This window comes from Paenibacillus sp. 1A_MP2, assembly GCF_052244825.1.
In the GTDB taxonomy this organism is placed as follows: Bacteria; Bacillota; Bacilli; order Paenibacillales; family Paenibacillaceae; genus Paenibacillus; species Paenibacillus vandeheii.
Genome location: NZ_JBQQCS010000001.1, coordinates 1528909 through 1545011, shown reverse-complemented (window position 1 = coordinate 1545011; position 16103 = coordinate 1528909). Strand labels below are relative to the sequence as shown.

Below are 16103 nucleotides of genomic sequence, written 5' to 3'. Positions count from 1 at the left end.
CATTTATGCTTCGAAATCATACCGTCCGAAGACGTGTACCGATTTTTCAGCGTCGATCTTGCAAGCAAGATCGTTACTCACTCGTTGTTCAGTTTTCAAAGATCAAACTTGATTTGTGTTACTCTTTTTCGTCTCAACCACGTTTTCGGCGGCGACTTAAATAATGTAACACATTTCGTTTGTTTTCGTCAAGAACTTTTTTTTAATTTCTTTTTTTGAAGCTTTAGCTCTTCACGATTTCCTGTGCAGAATTTATCATTTGTTGACGATAAGCTCGTTTGAGGAACGAAATATAATGTATCATATTTCCTGAATAAGAGTCAACTTCTTTTTATAAATTATTAAACAAACAAAAAAGGAAGGTTTCCCCTCCTACGTTATTTACCATTTTGCGGTCGGCTTTACGAGTATTCACCCCTCAACCCAATAACGGATTTCCCGTCCATCTCCACCTATAAAGGATGGCCAACCTGCCGATTCTTTTACTATAGAACGAAATACCAGCTTACGAAGAATGAGCGGCAGATCCTCCCGTACAAATCTCAACTGCGGATGATGGACAAGTTCATCCATACTCCACGGTTCCCTTCGACTTCCCAGCACACGTAGAAGCAATCCGGAGCAGTCGCTCATTTTGGACATCACTGAGAACTCACAAGCAAGCAGTACAAGCTCAACTCTCTGTTCCAGCGTCTCCGAACTTACTGTAAGCTCCTGATATAGCTTCCACAAAGCACGATCCAAACTCTGTACATGTGTCCAGACAGCATGATCCGGGTAAATCCCCTGCTCAATGAGTACAATTCGAGCCCAGTTCCCCAGTGCTTCAAGCACATTGTAGTAGGCATCTACAACATGACCCTCTTGAATGTAACGTTTGGCTTCCACATACATTTTTAAAAAACTGGCGAATTCATGAAGCAGCTTTTGCTCACGTAATTCGGTTCCAAAAGCAGATAGTTCCTCTCTCAAATCGCTCAAGGCATTATCCGCTTCCCAGATGATCTCGCCTTCAATCAGACACTGCATGATGTTATTGTTATCCCCCGTAATTACACTGCTCTGCAATTCATGACGACTGACATAGATCATTTGATAACGAACATCACCATATTTGTAGTGTCCAACCTTGGATATCAACTGGTCGGTATTATGAACAACAAGTACGAGCAATTCAAAATCCTGGATTAGGGAGCCGTGGAATCGATCTCCCGGGTGGGAATAAGCGATAGCCCCAACTGCCCCTGTCTCTTCCGACTGTTCGGACAAAAAAGCAAGGTTCTTTAGTTCCACGATTCCCTCCATACAATTCATGGCAGATAAGCGCCAAGTCAGTTATAATGTAATTCTACATGCTGACTAAAGTTTCCTTCTTATCCAGGTCCGATACTACTCATACGATAGGAGCATTTTTCATGATTTTTAAATCAGCAAAAATTAATGCTTTTCGCACTTGGGGACTACTACTTACCATGCTAGGCATGGGCCTAATGGTACTGGGAACTGCCGGAATTGTGTTCTGGGGACACGCGGGTAAAGTATTTGCCGCTGTGGGACTGGTGATCGGACTGATTGCCATGATGGCTAGTCTGGCCATTTATTTCTGGGCTGGTATGCTTTCCACAAGCGCTGTACAAGTGGACTGTCCGGAATGTGGCAAGTTAACCAAAATGCTCGGCAAGACGGATCGTTGTATGTTCTGTCACACCATCCTTACCCTGGACCCTAATCAGGCCAATATAACAAGTTCACAGCTGAAAGCGCATTCCACACCTCCATCCCCTACCGACACAGATCATGGCGTGAGTTCCAACAGCTAGATGTTCTTTTCATCAAAGCCCTGAGACAGAAAAAGGCCCGGTATCTTCACCGGACCTTTTTTGAATTCAGAAAAACTTTTAAAATAATTGATATAAGTTCAGTACAGCTATTTCAGGTCTATTTCGAATACCCTGCCTGTTTGAGCGTCTCCCATGCGGATGCATCGGCAAAGCTTCGATTCCATGCAGCTACGCCTCCCAATTTCAGCGAAGCAACCAAATCAACACGTGCCTGAAGCGAGACGGCATCTTCTATCCATATTTTCTTGGTGGCCCCATCCTCGGAATATTCCACATAATTCTGTCCGCTTTGTTTATCCAAGACAGGTTTGAGTTTCTTTTCCTTGATCAGGTCTGCGATAGTACTCATGCCTACAGCTTTGGAAGACACTTTCACTTCTCCTTGATCATTGGCCTCTTCCGTCCAGATTCGAGTATATAGCGGTACAGCCATAATCAATTTGTTCGAGGGTACTTCATCCTCCTCCAGGATCCGTCTCATAGAAGATTCGGTCCATGGAAGCGAGGCAACCGAACCAGCCTTTGGACTTGCGGCCCAGTGCTCATCATATGCCATAACGACAATATAATCGGCAAAAGAGCCTAACGAGCGACGATCCAGAAAAGCGGACCACATCTCACTGTTCGATTTCGGCGTCACATCAACCGAGAGCATCAAGCCATGTATACGCGCCATCGCCTTGATTTCGCGGACAAATTGAGTGATATTCGGTCCATCGTCTGTATAGACGTTTTCAAAATCAATGTTAATGCCGTCCAAATGATAAGTCTGTGCATATTCCAGCATCTGCTCAATAATATGCGTACGTGTCTCATATGAGGCCACGGCTTCTTTCGTAATATCCGGGTCAAAGCTGTTATCCATCAAGGCCCACACTTCCATACCGGAACGGTGAGCCCAGTTGACATAGGCTTTATCCCCTTTGCTTTTTACGTTGCCTTGTCCATCTGTAATATGGAACCACGTGGGGCTGACGACGTTGACTCCAGGCATTTTGCCGATCGAAGCCACATCAGGCTGTCGATTGTATACGGCTTCCCAAACCAGGTTTACCGGTTTATTCTGCCACTTTTTCTCCGCTGCGGTCAGTGTGAATGCGGGCTTGTCCAGCTCCTTTTCTCCGTAAGGGTGACATATTTATTAGCTACATAACCGGCATAACCATTATCCAACTGCACAAAGCTCTGGTCATCACCCGTTTGCCAAACTCTTACTCGTGCGTCCTGCTCCATATCGGCAATGATGGGAGAAGATGCTCCGCCACGCTTATACAAAGGAACCGTTTTGTCTGCCTTGGAAGACAAGGTATCAATCTCTGCATACTGAATGGTGTCGCCTCCACGCATCAATATCACTGCACCCGTTGTAGCATCTTCCTGTATAGCTAATCCGTATACTTCTTTGAGTGGTTTGAGCGGAATATAAGCTTCTCCCCAACGACCTCCGGTTTAACCGTCATAGGATAATCTCGATGATTAAGTTCTGCCTTCGTACTACCTTCCTTCATATGAAGCACTCGCTGCGGTGATGCAATAATGATATCTCCTGTGTCAGCTTCGTACCGTATTCCGGAATCAATCGCCTCTTGCAGCACCGATACAGGCAACTTAAGCTGATCTCCCGTTCCTGCAGCCTCACCATCCATCAATTGTCCGTCCACAAAAATAGGTTGATTCATGCCAATCCAGTCGGGGTCTTCGTGACTCTGACTAAGCCAAACATTCGTTATTAGCCAATAAGCACCGCCTGCAATAACACAGGCAGCCAAAAATCCAGGCCAGAACGAGCGGCGCTTCTGACGTGTATATCTGCTTTTTCTACTCAAACGTCTACCTCCGTTAATCAATCATACTGAATCATGAAATATCTAACCTGCTGAGAGCTATATACATTCTATCGTCCTAAAAACAAAAAACGTGAAGAATCCAAACTGAATTCTGCACGTTAATATTGTAATTCAACTCTCTTAATCCCTGCAACTTTTACAAACACCATATACTTCCAGTCGGTGACCATGTACTTCAAAGCCTGTACTTGACTCCGCCTGAAGCTCCACGCTTTTTAGCGAAGGATAACTAAAGTCTTCAATCTTGCCGCATTTATCACAGATAACATGGTAATGATCCGTCACATTGGCATCGAAGCGACTTGAGTTATCTCCGTATGTCAACTCCCGGACCATGCCCGCTTCCAGAAACATCTTCAAATTGTTATATACAGTCGCCACGCTCATACTGGGAAACTGGGGTTCAAGCGCACGGTAAATTTCATCGGCTGTCGGATGCCCCATGGATTCCATCAGATAATTCAATATGGCATGACGCTGGGGTGTAATACGGACACCGGTCGTTTTCAGATGCTCCAACGCATGTTGGACACGTGTTGCCATAAAACCCACCGCCTTACCTTTCATTACTCTGTCGAGACAAAAGCATTATCATGTTGTCTCTTCTTTCAGAGTTGATCCTCGGCTGGAACAACAGCATTACATTTCCCCTGCCGTGTAACCTTGCCAGTTTATATTTATTGTACGGCGATTGCAAGTTTATTGTCAACGCGCCAGTCAGGGAACTTCAGACGTTTCGTCTTGGGAATTCTGTCCGTCTTCGGTCATTTGTTCCAAGTTATCATCCGTATTTTCCGAATCCAGTGTATTCGTCCCAACAGGAGGCACTGCAGGATTACGATCAATAGTGAGGTCGCTGTTCCCCTCAACTTTAACCGTATACTCTCCTTCACCAAGCTGGCCCTCAATCGTTTTATTCTTCACGGTAAACGGCAGATCCGTTTGCAAATCTCCATAACTGCTGGAACCACTAAGGCTATAATCCCCACGCTCCGGAAGCAGAATGTTAATCGCACCTACAGCGCTATAAATGTCCCAGTCACCGCCTACTTTGGCGGATACAATGCTTATGCTTCCATTGAGGGACTGAGCTTTGACCGCCAAACTTGCGCCGTCTACATTAATACTTCCGTTTCTGGTATCCGCTGTGATCTCTCCAACCGAGTCGGTGATGCTAATACTTCCGACTTGTGTAGTCAGATTCACATTTCCAGAAATTCCACGGGCCTTCATATCCCCTCGATTACTGTTCAAGTCCACATTTCCGATCGCATTTGCCACAATGACATCACCATTCAGTGTTTTACCCGAAATATCACCTACGGCATTCGTAATTCGTATACGTCCATTCCCTGTCTCAGCAAAAATGGTACTAATGGCTTCCGGACGATTCAGTAATATGGCTCCATTAGACGTTCGAATATCGAGATTGAAACGACGATCATCCGGGATCGTTATGGTAATATTCATCCGTGGTTGTGTTTTCTCGTTTTCTCCATACGTTTTGCCTGTCGTCTTGATATGAATTACTTTTGTCCCGTCCGTCTCAACAAAGGAAGCGTCTGCCACAGCTTTGGCCTGTACTTCGGTTGTCTGATCTACCCAAACTACCGTGCGCACTTCAATCTCTTCCGTGTCCCCTCGCTGTACCGAGATATCCCCGTTCACTCCCTCAACAATAATGTCCGAAGTATCCATACCTACAGGCACCCGAATCGTACCCTTATCTTCCATGTACCCTGCTGCCTGGCTATAATCCATAGATGCCGCTCCCAGGTTAAGACTCACCCTGTTCCACAAATGCATGTAATGATCCTGCTCTGTAACGATAAATACAGAGGCTGTCAGGAGAAGGGAAGTCAGGATACCTTTCGCATCGGGTCTGAAGCGCATTTTAATTTTGTCACCTTGATCTGAAGCTAAATTCCCTCTTCTGCGTGTTACTAAGAACAACAGTATGTATTCCATACCCAATACTACGAGCAAGAGGGGCCACCAGTCGACCATCTCATATACATAGTCCGTTCCCCACCGTTTATCCAAAATCAACAGCACACCGACAGCTATGATTAAAGCGGCAGCCGTATAGCGGCCGACCCGGACTTTACGGTTCATGGCTATCCCTCCTTGAATAGTTCACACTAGATTTTCTTCTTGCGAAGCATGACCCAGATTTCTCGTCCAAAAAGGATAAGTCCTCCTGCGATCATCAGAACAGCAAAAGTGTATCCGCCATACACAGCGATTAGCTCTTTAAACCAACGCGGTTTGCGAAAGAACAAAACTAACAGCGATCCCCCTACAATAAGAAGCAGCCCAAACGAAATGCCTCTCTCCCACACCATCATAGCTTCCCCTGCAGAACGTTCATTAGGGATCGGCTTGTCCGAGCTATTGTGAGTAATCGCTCTTCTTCTGCGCATCATCACCCAGTCCGCAGACTGTAATACATCGAATACATTGTAAAAGTAAATCACCGGAATAAACAATGCCAGCAGGATAAGCAATGGTACATTGATCTGTATTCCAATAGATGAGAAGTACAAGAGTGCTGACAGGTCCAGAAGCACAAGCATCATGAAAGTCAGACCTCTCATATATAGTCGGAGATAGATATGGCCCAGACCGGGAATAACCGCACTTAGCAACCCGGCAATAAACTTGTGAGTCCGATTTCGGACAGGTTTTCCTCGCGTTCCGCTGGAATGAATGTTCGACTGACGTTTCCGATTCATAAACGACTCCTTTCTTCCGGGCTGATGTTCCCGCTCTTCATGCATTTGGTTAGATAGTACCCTAAAGAGCCGGGAGAGTAACTGGAAGAAATATGGTTATGAGCAAAAACCCTCCGGCACTAAGGGCTTCAGAGGGTTTAATTCATTTATTCGACCGACACCTTCGTTACATGTTCCCACTGTCTTAATTTGGATACAAGCTGTACTGCACTGAACTCATGTGGCATGTAAACATGCAGCACAATTTCAATTTTGCGTTCAACCGATATCATTTCTGCATAAGCCAAATCCTGCTCATTAACCGTTATTTTACGGATTTTGATCTTCTCCTGCTCCAGAAATGAAGATACCTGTTCCAGAAAGCCGGGCTCAGACAAGGTATGAAGCGTAACGACATGCAGTTTGTTTCCCCGTATATACCTAAGCTCCAACTTATTGAAAACCCAGAGGTTAAGCAATACCAAGACTGTTGACACGATGGAAGCAAAAAAGAATCCCGCGCCTGTTGCCAGTCCGATGGCTGCCACCACCCAAATGGAAGCTGCCGTTGTCAGTCCGGTAATCGACTTTCCGGTAAAAAGAATCGTGCCGGCTCCGAGAAACCCAACGCCAGTAATAACAGCTGTCGCCAAACGGGCCGGATCAATCCTAACATTTAATTCATTGGCAAAATCTTTAAAACCATAAACAGATAACATCATAATGAGTGCAGATCCAAGACATACCAGAATGTGGGTACGCAAACCGGCAGCATGATTGGAACGTTCCCGCTCCAGGCCTACAAGCCCCCCAAGCAGCATAGCCAGTAATAATCGCAATAAAATGTGCCACTCATCTATCAACCAGGGATTGCCCAAAACCGGTACTCCTCCTCCACGTTGTTTACATCATTAATCTTTATTCTTATGAAATGTCGTTAATTCCACTCCCGGTGCAATCTGTACAACTTCCACGGGTTTGAAACCGAATTTGGTATACAATTGGACGGCTGGTTGATTCAACGTTCCTGTAGAAACGATATAACGCGGAAGATCCGAATGCTGTTCAAACACATACGTCATCAAAGCAGCAGCAATTCCTTTACGAAAATGTTCAGGGTGCACCATCATTCGTGTAATCGTCAATGTATTGATCTCTTCCTCATCCACTGCAACCGCACCAAGCAATTCGCCATCCGTGTCCAGATAGCCGTAAAAAGTCTCTCCACAATTCTGCAGTGTCTCCATCGTATCCATTAAAGGCGGAATTTCCTGAAATCCGATGATTTCCGCTTCAAGCCGATAAGACACATGCTGTAACCGCCACAACTGACCTACCATCTCCACATCGTTCAAAGACAACGATTGAATCTTCATACCTTCCTCATCTCCTTTGTACATCACTGAATCCAGGACAACGAAATCAAACCTGTACCCCTAACACAAAAAGAGGCTGTCACAGGGACGAGCCTCTTTCTGTCCGGCCTCACCGGATGGATTAGCGGTTCAGTACATCTGTAAGCAGTTGGTTGGCCAGTCCCGGATTGGCTTTGCCTTTGCTTTCTTTCATGACTTGACCAACGAGGAAACCAATGGCTTTCTGCTTGCCAGCCTTGTAATCTTCCACGGACTGCGGGTTGTTCGCAACAACCTGCTCTACAATGGCGAGAATGGCACCTGAGTCACTAATCTGGACCAGACCTTTTTCTTCAACGATTTGCTGTGGAAGCTTGCCGCTCTCCAGCATTTCCTTGAATACCGTTTTGGCGATCTTACTGTTAATTGTACCTTTTTCAAGCAATCCAATCATCTCACCCAGACCTTGGCCAGTCAGTGGCACCTGAGTCAATTCAAGGTTGCTTGTATTCAAATAACCGAGCAAATCGCCCATAATCCAGTTGGATACGGCTTTGGCATCCTTGGTGTATTTCAGACTGTCTTCAAAAAGATCAGCGACCGCTTTGGATGACGTAATAACCTCTGCATCATAATTAGGCAGACCATAGTCAGCAGTATAACGGGCTTTACGTTCGTCCGGAAGCTCCGGAATGGAAGCTCTGATCCGTTCTTTCCAAGCTGCATCGATATGCAGCTTTACCAAATCAGGGTCCGGGAAATAACGATAGTCATGCGCTTGCTCTTTACCACGCATCGACAGTGTTTTCCCTTGAGCCTCATCCCAGCGACGAGTTTCCTGAACCACTTCACCGCCGTCGTCCAAAATTTCCGCTTGGCGATACTGTTCATATTCCAGACCACGCTGAACGCCGCGGAAGGAGTTCATGTTTTTCAGTTCGGCTCTTGTGCCCAGCTTCTCCTGTCCATGCGGACGCAAACTGATGTTGGCATCACAACGCAGGGAGCCTTCTTCCATCTTCACATCAGACACATCACAGTACTGCATGATGGCACGTAATTTTTCAAGATATGCACGCGCTTCTTCCGGGAAGAAATCTCAGGTTCGGAGACAATCTCCACCAGAGGGGTACCGACACGGTTGAAATCGACCAATGAAGCATAGCCGCCGTCAACATGGGTAAGCTTCCCTGCATCTTCTTCCAGATGAAGACGCGTAATGCCGATTCGCTTCGTTTCACCGTTAACTTCGATATCGATCCAGCCGTTCTCACCAATTGGTTGATCAAATTGTGAGATCTGATAAGCTTTCGGAGAATCGGGGTAGAAGTAGTTTTTGCGGTCAAACTTGCTGACATCAGCAATGGTGCAGTTAAGGGCCATGGCTGCTTTCATCGCGTAATCTACAGCTTGGCGATTCAATACAGGCAATACGCCTGGATGTCCGAGACAGACCGGACAAGTATGTGTATTGGGCGGAGCTCCAAAGGCAGTGGAGCAGCCGCAAAAGATTTTGGAGTTTGTATGCAACTCGACATGGACTTCTAGCCCAACGACCGTTTCATATTTAGATGCGGACATTTCTATATTCCTCCGTTCCTGGCAGTCTACAGCTGCGGACGCTGCTTGTGGAATTCCGTATTTTGTTCAAACGCATGTGCTACGCGCAGTACGGTCGTTTCATCAAAGGCTTTACCGATAATCTGCATGCCGACAGGTAGGCCATCCGAGAATCCGCAAGGGATGCTGACTGCAGGTACACCAGCCAAGCTGACCGGGATGGTCAGAATGTCATTGAGATACATGGTAAGTGGGTCATCAACTTGGGAACCAAGTTTGAATGCCGTTGTTGGCGCAGTTGGTCCAATGATGACATCATATTTGGCAAATACGTCGTCGAAGTCCTGTTTGATCAACGTACGCACTTTCTGGGCTTTCAAATAATACGCATCGTAGTAACCCGAGCTGAGCGCATAGGTTCCAAGCATGATGCGTCGTTTTACTTCGGGACCAAAACCTTGACTGCGGGACTGGTGATACAGATCCAGCAAGTTTTCCGGATTGTCTGCACGAACACCATAACGCACGCCGTCGAAGCGAGCCAGGTTCGAAGAAGCTTCCGATGAAGCGAGAAGATAATACGTTGCCACCGCATATTCGGTATGCGGAAGGGATACTTCTTCCCATGTTGCGCCGAGTCCTTCGAGGACTTTCAAGGCAGAAAGAACGGTCTCTTTTACTTGCGGATCAACGCCTTCACCAATGTATTCCTTCGGAACAGCGATACGAAGCCCTTTGACATCCCCTGTCAGTCCGCTCAAGTAATCCGGGATATCCACTTTCGCGGATGTCGAATCTTTGGCATCATAACCAGCAATGGCTTGCAGCACATAGGCAGAATCCTCGACATTTTTCGTCAAAGGTCCAATCTGGTCCAGGGAGGATGCGAATGCAACCAGACCAAAACGTGAAACGAGTCCGTAGGTAGGTTTCAAACCGACAACGCCGCAATAGGAAGCGGGCTGTCTGATAGAGCCCCCTGTGTCTGATCCCAATGTGAAATAAGCTTCTCCAGCAGCCACAGCAGCAGCCGATCCACCGCTGGAACCACCTGGAACACGATCGAGTGCCCATGGGTTACGTACAGGGTAAAAGCTTGAATTTTCATTGGAGCCGCCCATGGCAAATTCGTCCATGTTCAGTTTTCCGATCGTGATGGTATCCGCCGCTTTCAGCTTCTCGACAACCGTTGCATCATATACCGGGTCGAAGTTGCGTAAAAACTGGCTGCCGCATGTTGTACGAAGTCCGTTTGTCACGATGTTATCCTTAATGCCGACGGGCAGACCGAAAAGCAACCCTTTCTCCTCGCCACTGACGAGTCGATCATCCAGTTGACGTGCACGAGCACGTGCTTGTTCTTCATCCAGTGCCAAGTAAGCCTTAACCTTCTCTTCACGTGCACCAATGTTCTGATATGCCTGATCCACCAGATCGCTTACCGACAGCTCCTTGGCGTGCAGCTTGTTATGTATCTCCGGCAACGATTGTTCAAATAAACTCACGTAATTCGTCCTCCTTCCGGTTATCCGTTATTCCATTACTGCAGGCACTTTGAACTGCCCGTCTTCTTCTTCCGGTGCATTGCGCATCACCTGTTCAATTGACAAACTTTCCTTCGTCTCATCATCACGCATCACATTGCTGACGTGCAGCACGTGAGTGGTAGGTTCAATGTCATCAGTGTCCAACTCATTCAGCTTCTCAGCATATTTTAAAATCGCGTTCAGCTGCCCTGTCAGGGTTTGCTCTTCTTCAGCAGTCAAATTAAGCCGGGCCAGCTTGGCCACATGCTGAACGTCATTATTCGAAATACTCATTTCCGGATGCCTCCTTCATTCGTTCTGATTCCTGAAACCGCCGAAAACGAATCGTTCGTTTAACGGGCTAAAGTCCCAAGATAACTTTTTTCATTATAGGTGAGATAGTTCGACAATTCAATGCATACGACTCGAGTTGCCGAATATGCAAAATAACCCCACAACGGTGGAGTCCTCCTGTAATGCATATTTCAAAACCCATTTAGCAAAATTACCACATGCAATATCAAGTTTACACACGCTTCAAAGTTCAACCGTTCTAAATCTAATCAAAAAAGAGCCGGCATCAGCCGACTCTTCAAATTCTAAATCCATGCACGCAGATTAACCTGCTTTATAAAATCCGCCTGTGACATAACATCGTTCGCGGTTTCCTCTTCCTCTTCCACAGCTTGAAAGTCTCCGTTCATCAGATGATGAAACAGTTTCTCATTGTGTGTCGCAAGGGCGTAATCTATCAACGCTTCCCGCTCGACCCGCTCAGCTTCCTGCTTCAGCAGAACCTCTTCCAGATCGACGTCGCCGGATGGAACAAAAAAGTTCCGATTTACCTGCGGCACTCGAAGAACGTAATCGAACGCATTGTCCGGATTCCGGTCATAAGCGATGATGAAACCATATTCCCCACAGGAAGATTCTGCTCAAACGCATCCGCGACGATGACAACCTTCTCTCCTAATCGCAGCATCGTCTAACCTCCTGGTAGTCTATCTTTTTATTATTTGTATAGTCTACTAGAAAAGAATAGCGCTGTCTACGATTACTAGAATTAAACAAAACATTTGTGCAAAATCTTTTTTTAGTTGCATAATGTTATTATTTTTTCGATTGCTTAGGGGCCTGCTGTCTGCACGAACAGCAACAAACCAGTATATGATCAAAGGCATCGGGAAACTGGTAATTCCCACAATCCCCATAACCAGGGAAAGCGGCCGCGCCTGCGTGCATCCCGAAAGATCCATGTTCCCTGAACAAGCAGTACAATGGCAAGTAGAATAAGCCATACGAGCGGAATCTCTTCTAATGAATAATGAAAATCATTCATGATGAGTCGTCTCCTTCCGGCGTCGCCCTGACCAGATGGCTGCCACGGCAATCGCTGCGACCAAGCTAGCAGCCTGAATACCCAAATATAGCGCCGGAGCCGAATGTAACAATAATGCACCAAAGGCGACAATGAACAGTCCCACAATCCAGAACAAAATCAATTCGATCCGATTGGCTCGCCTTCTTAGCTGCCTTCGTTCCTTAACTTTGGCTTCAAGTGAGGCTAATGAAGGGATGTTTACAGGCTCATAAGCATCATCAAGCACTTTCATCTGTTGTTGCATCCGTGCCAGAATTTCTTGTTCATCCTGTTCTTCAGATCTGCTCATGCTCATCCCAGCTCCTTTCTCAATTGGCGAAGACCATAGGCTGTACGCGACTTCGCCGTTCCGGATGGAATACCCAGCATTTCACCAATTTCATCATATCCATATCCATAATAATGCTTCAAAAGAACGGCTATGCGATGCTCAGGCGTTAACCTTGTCATGGCATCCATGACATCCGTCCATTTTTCATTCCGACTCTCGAATTGCCATCGCAACTTTCTTACAGCTTGGTTGCGAACGGCCTCCAGCCAGATCTGCTCTCTTCGCCTGCGCCTCGTCTTGTCAATATATATCCGGGTCGCAATCGTAATCATCCATGACGAAAAGGCAGACGAACCATCGTACCTTTGAATATTTTCCATACATCGAATCATCGTATCCTGCACCGTCTCCTCCGCAACGTTAGGGTCCATCGTTACTTTGACAAGATACTTATACACAAAAGCGTAGTGACGCTGGAGCAGTTCTGCCAGTGCACTGTCATCTCCCTGTATCGCCCTCTGTACTTCTTCCAGTTCGGCTGCCTCCATCTGGATTGTCACCTGCTCTCCGCTAAGTCTTATGTTATTACGACAGGCTCTGCAGAAACGTTCAATTCAATCCAAAAAAAATCTGAAGCCGACAATTTCCCGGGCAATCAGACTTCATTTCGGTAATCTTGCAGTTTGTCGAACCACGGTTGGTTGTGGGCACCGCTGTTTAATAAACGACTTCTCCATATATTTTGCTGTTGATCCTTGATTTGATTCATCTCATTACTGATGTAACTATGTAGTTGAGGACGCTGGGGAATTGATTCTATTTTGCCATTCTCCATTGCTCGAAGGTTTTCTTCGATGATCAGATGCTCGGCACGTTGTCCCAACTGGATAACTCGCTTTTTCTCCACTTCTATTTCCTCGCTCTCCTTAGCTATTATTCCATGATTCTTCTGACTATTATTAAAGCTCAAGCTTATTATGATTCGACTTGCTAAATGGAAAAGAACGATCTTCTGTAGAAGCTAGTCATTGATCTGTATGTAGGGTTAAACGGGATGTGTCTTGGATATAAAAGAGGCTGAAAACAAAAAAGAACGCAAACCGGGTATAGACCACAGTCTGCGTGCTTCGCAAGTTAGGGTGTTTCTTTTTATTGCCTCAGTTAGATGGTGCTTTATCGCTTGTAACAACTAATTGCTATTCTAATGAAAAAGTTGTCACTTGTCCAGACATTCTTCACATAAATTGTCGGATCATCTGGCAGAGACGTATGGATTGTTCTTCTTTTCATAACCGATGGTCGTTTTGGGACCATGACCTGGATATACTTTGACCTCATCCGCGAAGGTGTACAACTTGTTCTGGATCGAATCAATCAAATCCCGTTCACGGCCTCCAGTAAGATCCGTTCTGCCTACACCCATACGGAACAGAACATCACCTGCAAACAGGTCATCACCACATAACAGACTTACACTGCCTGGTGAATGTCCCGGTGTATGATACACTTTGAACGTGTGACCAATAAAATTCAGAGTCTGCCCTTCGTCCATGGCATATTCAGCTGGTTCTGTCGAAAGCGGTGGGATAGCCTGCGGCCAGTTCAAAGAACCATTCAACTTCGGCGTTGTGAGCCAGTCACTCTCCAAGTCATGCAAATAAACAGGACAGCCTTTCAATTTGCGAATTTCATCCACGCCGCCCATATGATCAAAATGCGCGTGAGTCAGCAGGATCGCTTCAATCTCCAGGCCCTGAATGGCTTTGAGCAACGGTCCCGGATTCATTCCGGGTCAATAATTACAGCTTTATCAGGATCATCACCCTGCAACAGATACGCATTGGTCTGGAGCAGTCCCAATGAAAATGTACGAATGTTAAGCATAGCGGCTCAGTAACCCGAAATCAGTTCACGCAGCTCACGAATAATGGCTGCATTTGACTCCGTTCCTTCCCCATAACGTTTCCCGATCTCTTGACGCGCAACAGCCAAATTATCCTGATAATCTGCCGCTTCACGGTCCGGATTGAGACGTTTGAATTCAATCATAACCTCTTGCACATGTTGCGGACGAGGCCCCCATTGGCCCAGTACATGTCCGCCTGTATCTGCAAAAATAACAACAGGTACAGAGCGTCCGCCCATCGTAAGAAACTCATCCATCACTTCAGGATGATTTTCCATAATAAGAACTTCTGTCGGAATGCCCGAGATTTCCAACGCCTGGAACACGACCGGAATATTGCGTACCACATCGCCACACCAGTCAGCAGCCAAAATTAACACACGCAAATCATCGCGGTGATTCAGGCTTTCGAAAAATTCACGATCATCCTCGTTCGGCCATACAAAGCTGTCATAGTTTGCCTGAAACTCACTTTGGTTTTTCGTCATGCTCTCAATGAATTCTTTCGGCGGCAGACCTTTACCGAATTTGTGAGACAAGTTTGGTTTTCCCATAACTAGACACTTCCCTTCTTTTTACGAACATTCATCCATTTAATAAGTACATAAATAATCATAAGTGCCAGAGCAACGAGCAGAATCGGCATAATATAAGGTGCCGCCTTTTCGTTGATATGTTGCCATTGATCTCCAAGTATCATCCCTAAATATATAAACAATGCAGACCAAGGTATAACAGCGAGTGTTGTCAGCAAAATAAACCGACCCGTATGCATTTTGGATATGCCGGCAGGAATCGATATGGCATGTCTTACGACTGGAACAAAACGCGCTGTGAAAATGACACCTGTCCCATACTTGCGGAACCACTCTTCGGAATGGTCGATGTGCTTTTTCTGGATCAGTATGTATTTTCCGTAGCGTTCAAGTACAGGTCTTCCGCCATAACGGCCAATCCAGTAAATAAATAGCTGGGCTATGACACCGCCCACGGTACCAAAAATCATTGCACCGAAAAAATTAATATGGCCTTGTGAAACGAGAAAACCTCCATATGCCAGTACAATTTCACTCGGAATAACTTCAAGCATTAGTCCAAGCATAATTCCAAAGTATCCAAGGCTTTGGATCCAATCAAATAATTGATTGACAATGTTATGAATAACGTCCATCTCGACCCTCTTTCTTCATCCTGATTGGCAGTGCCCTTCGCACCATGGATGTTCGTCCCTATTTTATCACAGGCCTGTAGCTGTTGCTACTTCACCCGTTTGGGATAGTGTCCCGCAGGCGGCCGTTTGCATATGGTATCGGGAGAGGAGCGTGAGAAGATGTCACCCAAATCAGCACCCGGTACTCCCCCGGTAAAACATAGCACCCCAGGCCAGAAACTGCCTTCTGCCCGAGGGATCCGAAGGGCATGCAGCAAAGAGCTGTATCGAACAGCCAAAAAGCTAAAGGTATACATCTCCCCAGAACGGATGAAGCAGGCAGAAGAATTGTATTATGGGAAAGTTATCGCCAATCTGCTCTGGATCGGTGAAAACCGGGATAATCGCAAAAAATTATGCGAATGGTGGAACGCCGATGTCAGCGCTGAGATTGCGACTCTATGGGGTGTGGAGGTAGAACCGCTGCAAGGTGCCTTCAAGGAAGCGTTTGGCGGATATCGCCTGTAGATTCGGAGTAATGGACAGGTAACC

At 46.2% G+C, this 16103-nt stretch carries 19 protein-coding genes and 3 pseudogenes; 2 read left to right on the top strand and 20 right to left on the bottom strand.

Going from position 1 to position 16103, the window contains the following annotated elements; translation table 11 throughout:
- Window positions 1–411 precede the first annotated feature (411 nt).
- Window positions 412–1293 (bottom strand): nucleotidyltransferase-like protein, encoded by an 882-nt coding sequence (locus tag ACTWJ7_RS07715; RefSeq protein ID WP_301882569.1) that lies wholly within the window; start codon window positions 1291–1293, stop codon window positions 412–414.
- Window positions 1294–1415: 122 nt separating this feature from the next.
- On the opposite strand from ACTWJ7_RS07715, the gene ACTWJ7_RS07710 reads away from it, so the two are divergent.
- Window positions 1416–1820, top strand: coding sequence for a YgzB family protein (locus ACTWJ7_RS07710; RefSeq protein WP_301882570.1), 405 nt, complete (start codon window positions 1416–1418; stop codon window positions 1818–1820).
- Window positions 1821–1938: 118 nt separating this feature from the next.
- On the opposite strand, the gene ACTWJ7_RS07705 is transcribed toward ACTWJ7_RS07710, so the two are convergent.
- From ACTWJ7_RS07705 to ACTWJ7_RS07615, 19 genes and pseudogenes are all read right to left on the bottom strand, one after another.
- Window positions 1939–2853, bottom strand: coding sequence for a glycosyl hydrolase family 18 protein (locus tag ACTWJ7_RS07705; RefSeq protein ID WP_443145265.1), 915 nt, complete (start codon window positions 2851–2853; stop codon window positions 1939–1941).
- A 74-nt stretch (window positions 2854–2927) separates the two neighbouring features.
- Window positions 2928–3188, bottom strand: a complete 261-nt coding sequence (locus tag ACTWJ7_RS07700; RefSeq protein ID WP_443145264.1) for a hypothetical protein — start codon at window positions 3186–3188, stop codon at window positions 2928–2930.
- Between the two features lie 38 nt (window positions 3189–3226).
- Complete coding sequence (locus ACTWJ7_RS07695; protein ID WP_443145263.1) at window positions 3227–3667, bottom strand: stalk domain-containing protein; 441 nt, start codon at window positions 3665–3667, stop codon at window positions 3227–3229.
- A 141-nt stretch (window positions 3668–3808) separates the two neighbouring features.
- Window positions 3809–4231 (bottom strand): peroxide-responsive transcriptional repressor PerR, encoded by a 423-nt coding sequence (gene perR, locus ACTWJ7_RS07690; RefSeq protein WP_024631328.1) that lies wholly within the window; start codon window positions 4229–4231, stop codon window positions 3809–3811.
- Between the two features lie 174 nt (window positions 4232–4405).
- On the bottom strand, window positions 4406–5803 hold the full coding sequence (locus ACTWJ7_RS07685) for a DUF4097 family beta strand repeat-containing protein (protein WP_079350044.1): 1398 nt from the start codon (window positions 5801–5803) through the stop codon (window positions 4406–4408).
- Between the two features lie 26 nt (window positions 5804–5829).
- Window positions 5830–6423 (bottom strand): hypothetical protein, encoded by a 594-nt coding sequence (locus ACTWJ7_RS07680; RefSeq protein ID WP_024631330.1) that lies wholly within the window; start codon window positions 6421–6423, stop codon window positions 5830–5832.
- Window positions 6424–6569: 146 nt separating this feature from the next.
- Window positions 6570–7280: an MgtC/SapB family protein gene (locus ACTWJ7_RS07675; protein ID WP_024631331.1), complete on the bottom strand. Its 711-nt coding sequence runs from the start codon at window positions 7278–7280 to the stop codon at window positions 6570–6572.
- Window positions 7281–7313: 33 nt separating this feature from the next.
- Window positions 7314–7778 carry a GNAT family N-acetyltransferase gene (locus ACTWJ7_RS07670; RefSeq protein WP_301882574.1) on the bottom strand — a complete coding sequence of 155 codons (465 nt, stop codon included), beginning with the start codon at window positions 7776–7778 and terminating at the stop codon, window positions 7314–7316.
- Window positions 7779–7899: 121 nt separating this feature from the next.
- Window positions 7900–9338 (bottom strand): annotated as a pseudogene (gatB, locus tag ACTWJ7_RS07665) (Asp-tRNA(Asn)/Glu-tRNA(Gln) amidotransferase subunit GatB).
- A gap of 26 nt (window positions 9339–9364) precedes the next feature.
- Window positions 9365–10822 carry an Asp-tRNA(Asn)/Glu-tRNA(Gln) amidotransferase subunit GatA gene (gatA, locus tag ACTWJ7_RS07660; RefSeq protein WP_301882576.1) on the bottom strand — a complete coding sequence of 486 codons (1458 nt, stop codon included), beginning with the start codon at window positions 10820–10822 and terminating at the stop codon, window positions 9365–9367.
- A gap of 27 nt (window positions 10823–10849) precedes the next feature.
- A complete protein-coding gene (gene gatC / locus ACTWJ7_RS07655) occupies window positions 10850–11137 on the bottom strand; it encodes an Asp-tRNA(Asn)/Glu-tRNA(Gln) amidotransferase subunit GatC (RefSeq protein ID WP_024631335.1) in 288 nt (95 codons plus the stop codon).
- Between the two features lie 305 nt (window positions 11138–11442).
- A pseudogene (locus ACTWJ7_RS07650) lies at window positions 11443–11825 on the bottom strand (ATPase).
- Between the two features lie 189 nt (window positions 11826–12014).
- Window positions 12015–12182: a hypothetical protein gene (locus ACTWJ7_RS07645; RefSeq protein ID WP_443145262.1), complete on the bottom strand. Its 168-nt coding sequence runs from the start codon at window positions 12180–12182 to the stop codon at window positions 12015–12017.
- Window positions 12175–12513: a YxlC family protein gene (locus tag ACTWJ7_RS07640; RefSeq protein WP_301882580.1), complete on the bottom strand. Its 339-nt coding sequence runs from the start codon at window positions 12511–12513 to the stop codon at window positions 12175–12177. Before ACTWJ7_RS07640 ends, ACTWJ7_RS07645 begins: the two co-directional genes overlap by 8 nt.
- A gap of 2 nt (window positions 12514–12515) precedes the next feature.
- Window positions 12516–13043, bottom strand: a complete 528-nt coding sequence (sigY, locus tag ACTWJ7_RS07635) for an RNA polymerase sigma factor SigY (protein ID WP_301882581.1) — start codon at window positions 13041–13043, stop codon at window positions 12516–12518.
- A 107-nt stretch (window positions 13044–13150) separates the two neighbouring features.
- Window positions 13151–13402, bottom strand: coding sequence for a hypothetical protein (locus ACTWJ7_RS07630; protein ID WP_024631340.1), 252 nt, complete (start codon window positions 13400–13402; stop codon window positions 13151–13153).
- 345 nt (window positions 13403–13747) lie between these two features.
- Window positions 13748–14379 (bottom strand): annotated as a pseudogene (locus ACTWJ7_RS07625) (MBL fold metallo-hydrolase).
- 6 nt (window positions 14380–14385) lie between these two features.
- A complete protein-coding gene (locus ACTWJ7_RS07620) occupies window positions 14386–14955 on the bottom strand; it encodes a thioredoxin family protein (RefSeq protein ID WP_079350052.1) in 570 nt (189 codons plus the stop codon).
- A gap of 2 nt (window positions 14956–14957) precedes the next feature.
- On the bottom strand, window positions 14958–15572 hold the full coding sequence (locus ACTWJ7_RS07615; RefSeq protein WP_024631343.1) for a DedA family protein: 615 nt from the start codon (window positions 15570–15572) through the stop codon (window positions 14958–14960).
- A 159-nt stretch (window positions 15573–15731) separates the two neighbouring features.
- Here ACTWJ7_RS07615 and ACTWJ7_RS07610 point away from each other — a divergent pair, with 159 nt between their 5' ends.
- On the top strand, window positions 15732–16079 hold the full coding sequence (locus ACTWJ7_RS07610) for a dehydrogenase (RefSeq protein WP_301882586.1): 348 nt from the start codon (window positions 15732–15734) through the stop codon (window positions 16077–16079).
- Window positions 16080–16103 lie beyond the last annotated feature (24 nt).

What these genes read in the sequence shown, in the direction of transcription:
- ACTWJ7_RS07615 (WP_024631343.1), bottom strand. Translation starts at nt 15,572, where the DNA reads ATGGACGTTATTCATAACATTGTCAATCAATTATTTGATTGGATCCAA.
- gatC (WP_024631335.1), bottom strand. Translation starts at nt 11,137, where the DNA reads ATGAGTATTTCGAATAATGACGTTCAGCATGTGGCCAAGCTGGCCCGG.
- ACTWJ7_RS07685 (WP_079350044.1), bottom strand. Translation starts at nt 5,803, where the DNA reads ATGAACCGTAAAGTCCGGGTCGGCCGCTATACGGCTGCCGCTTTAATC.
- ACTWJ7_RS07700 (WP_443145264.1), bottom strand. Translation starts at nt 3,188, where the DNA reads ATGCGTGGAGGCGACACCATTCAGTATGCAGAGATTGATACCTTGTCT.
- ACTWJ7_RS07640 (WP_301882580.1), bottom strand. Translation starts at nt 12,513, where the DNA reads ATGAGCAGATCTGAAGAACAGGATGAACAAGAAATTCTGGCACGGATG.
- perR (WP_024631328.1), bottom strand. Translation starts at nt 4,231, where the DNA reads ATGGCAACACGTGTCCAACATGCGTTGGAGCATCTGAAAACGACCGGT.
- ACTWJ7_RS07645 (WP_443145262.1), bottom strand. Translation starts at nt 12,182, where the DNA reads ATGAATGATTTTCATTATTCATTAGAAGAGATTCCGCTCGTATGGCTT.
- ACTWJ7_RS07620 (WP_079350052.1), bottom strand. Translation starts at nt 14,955, where the DNA reads ATGGGAAAACCAAACTTGTCTCACAAATTCGGTAAAGGTCTGCCGCCG.
- ACTWJ7_RS07610 (WP_301882586.1), top strand. Translation starts at nt 15,732, where the DNA reads ATGTCACCCAAATCAGCACCCGGTACTCCCCCGGTAAAACATAGCACC.
- ACTWJ7_RS07680 (WP_024631330.1), bottom strand. Translation starts at nt 6,423, where the DNA reads ATGAATCGGAAACGTCAGTCGAACATTCATTCCAGCGGAACGCGAGGA.
- ACTWJ7_RS07670 (WP_301882574.1), bottom strand. Translation starts at nt 7,778, where the DNA reads ATGAAGATTCAATCGTTGTCTTTGAACGATGTGGAGATGGTAGGTCAG.
- sigY (WP_301882581.1), bottom strand. Translation starts at nt 13,043, where the DNA reads ATGGAGGCAGCCGAACTGGAAGAAGTACAGAGGGCGATACAGGGAGAT.
- ACTWJ7_RS07710 (WP_301882570.1), top strand. Translation starts at nt 1,416, where the DNA reads ATGATTTTTAAATCAGCAAAAATTAATGCTTTTCGCACTTGGGGACTA.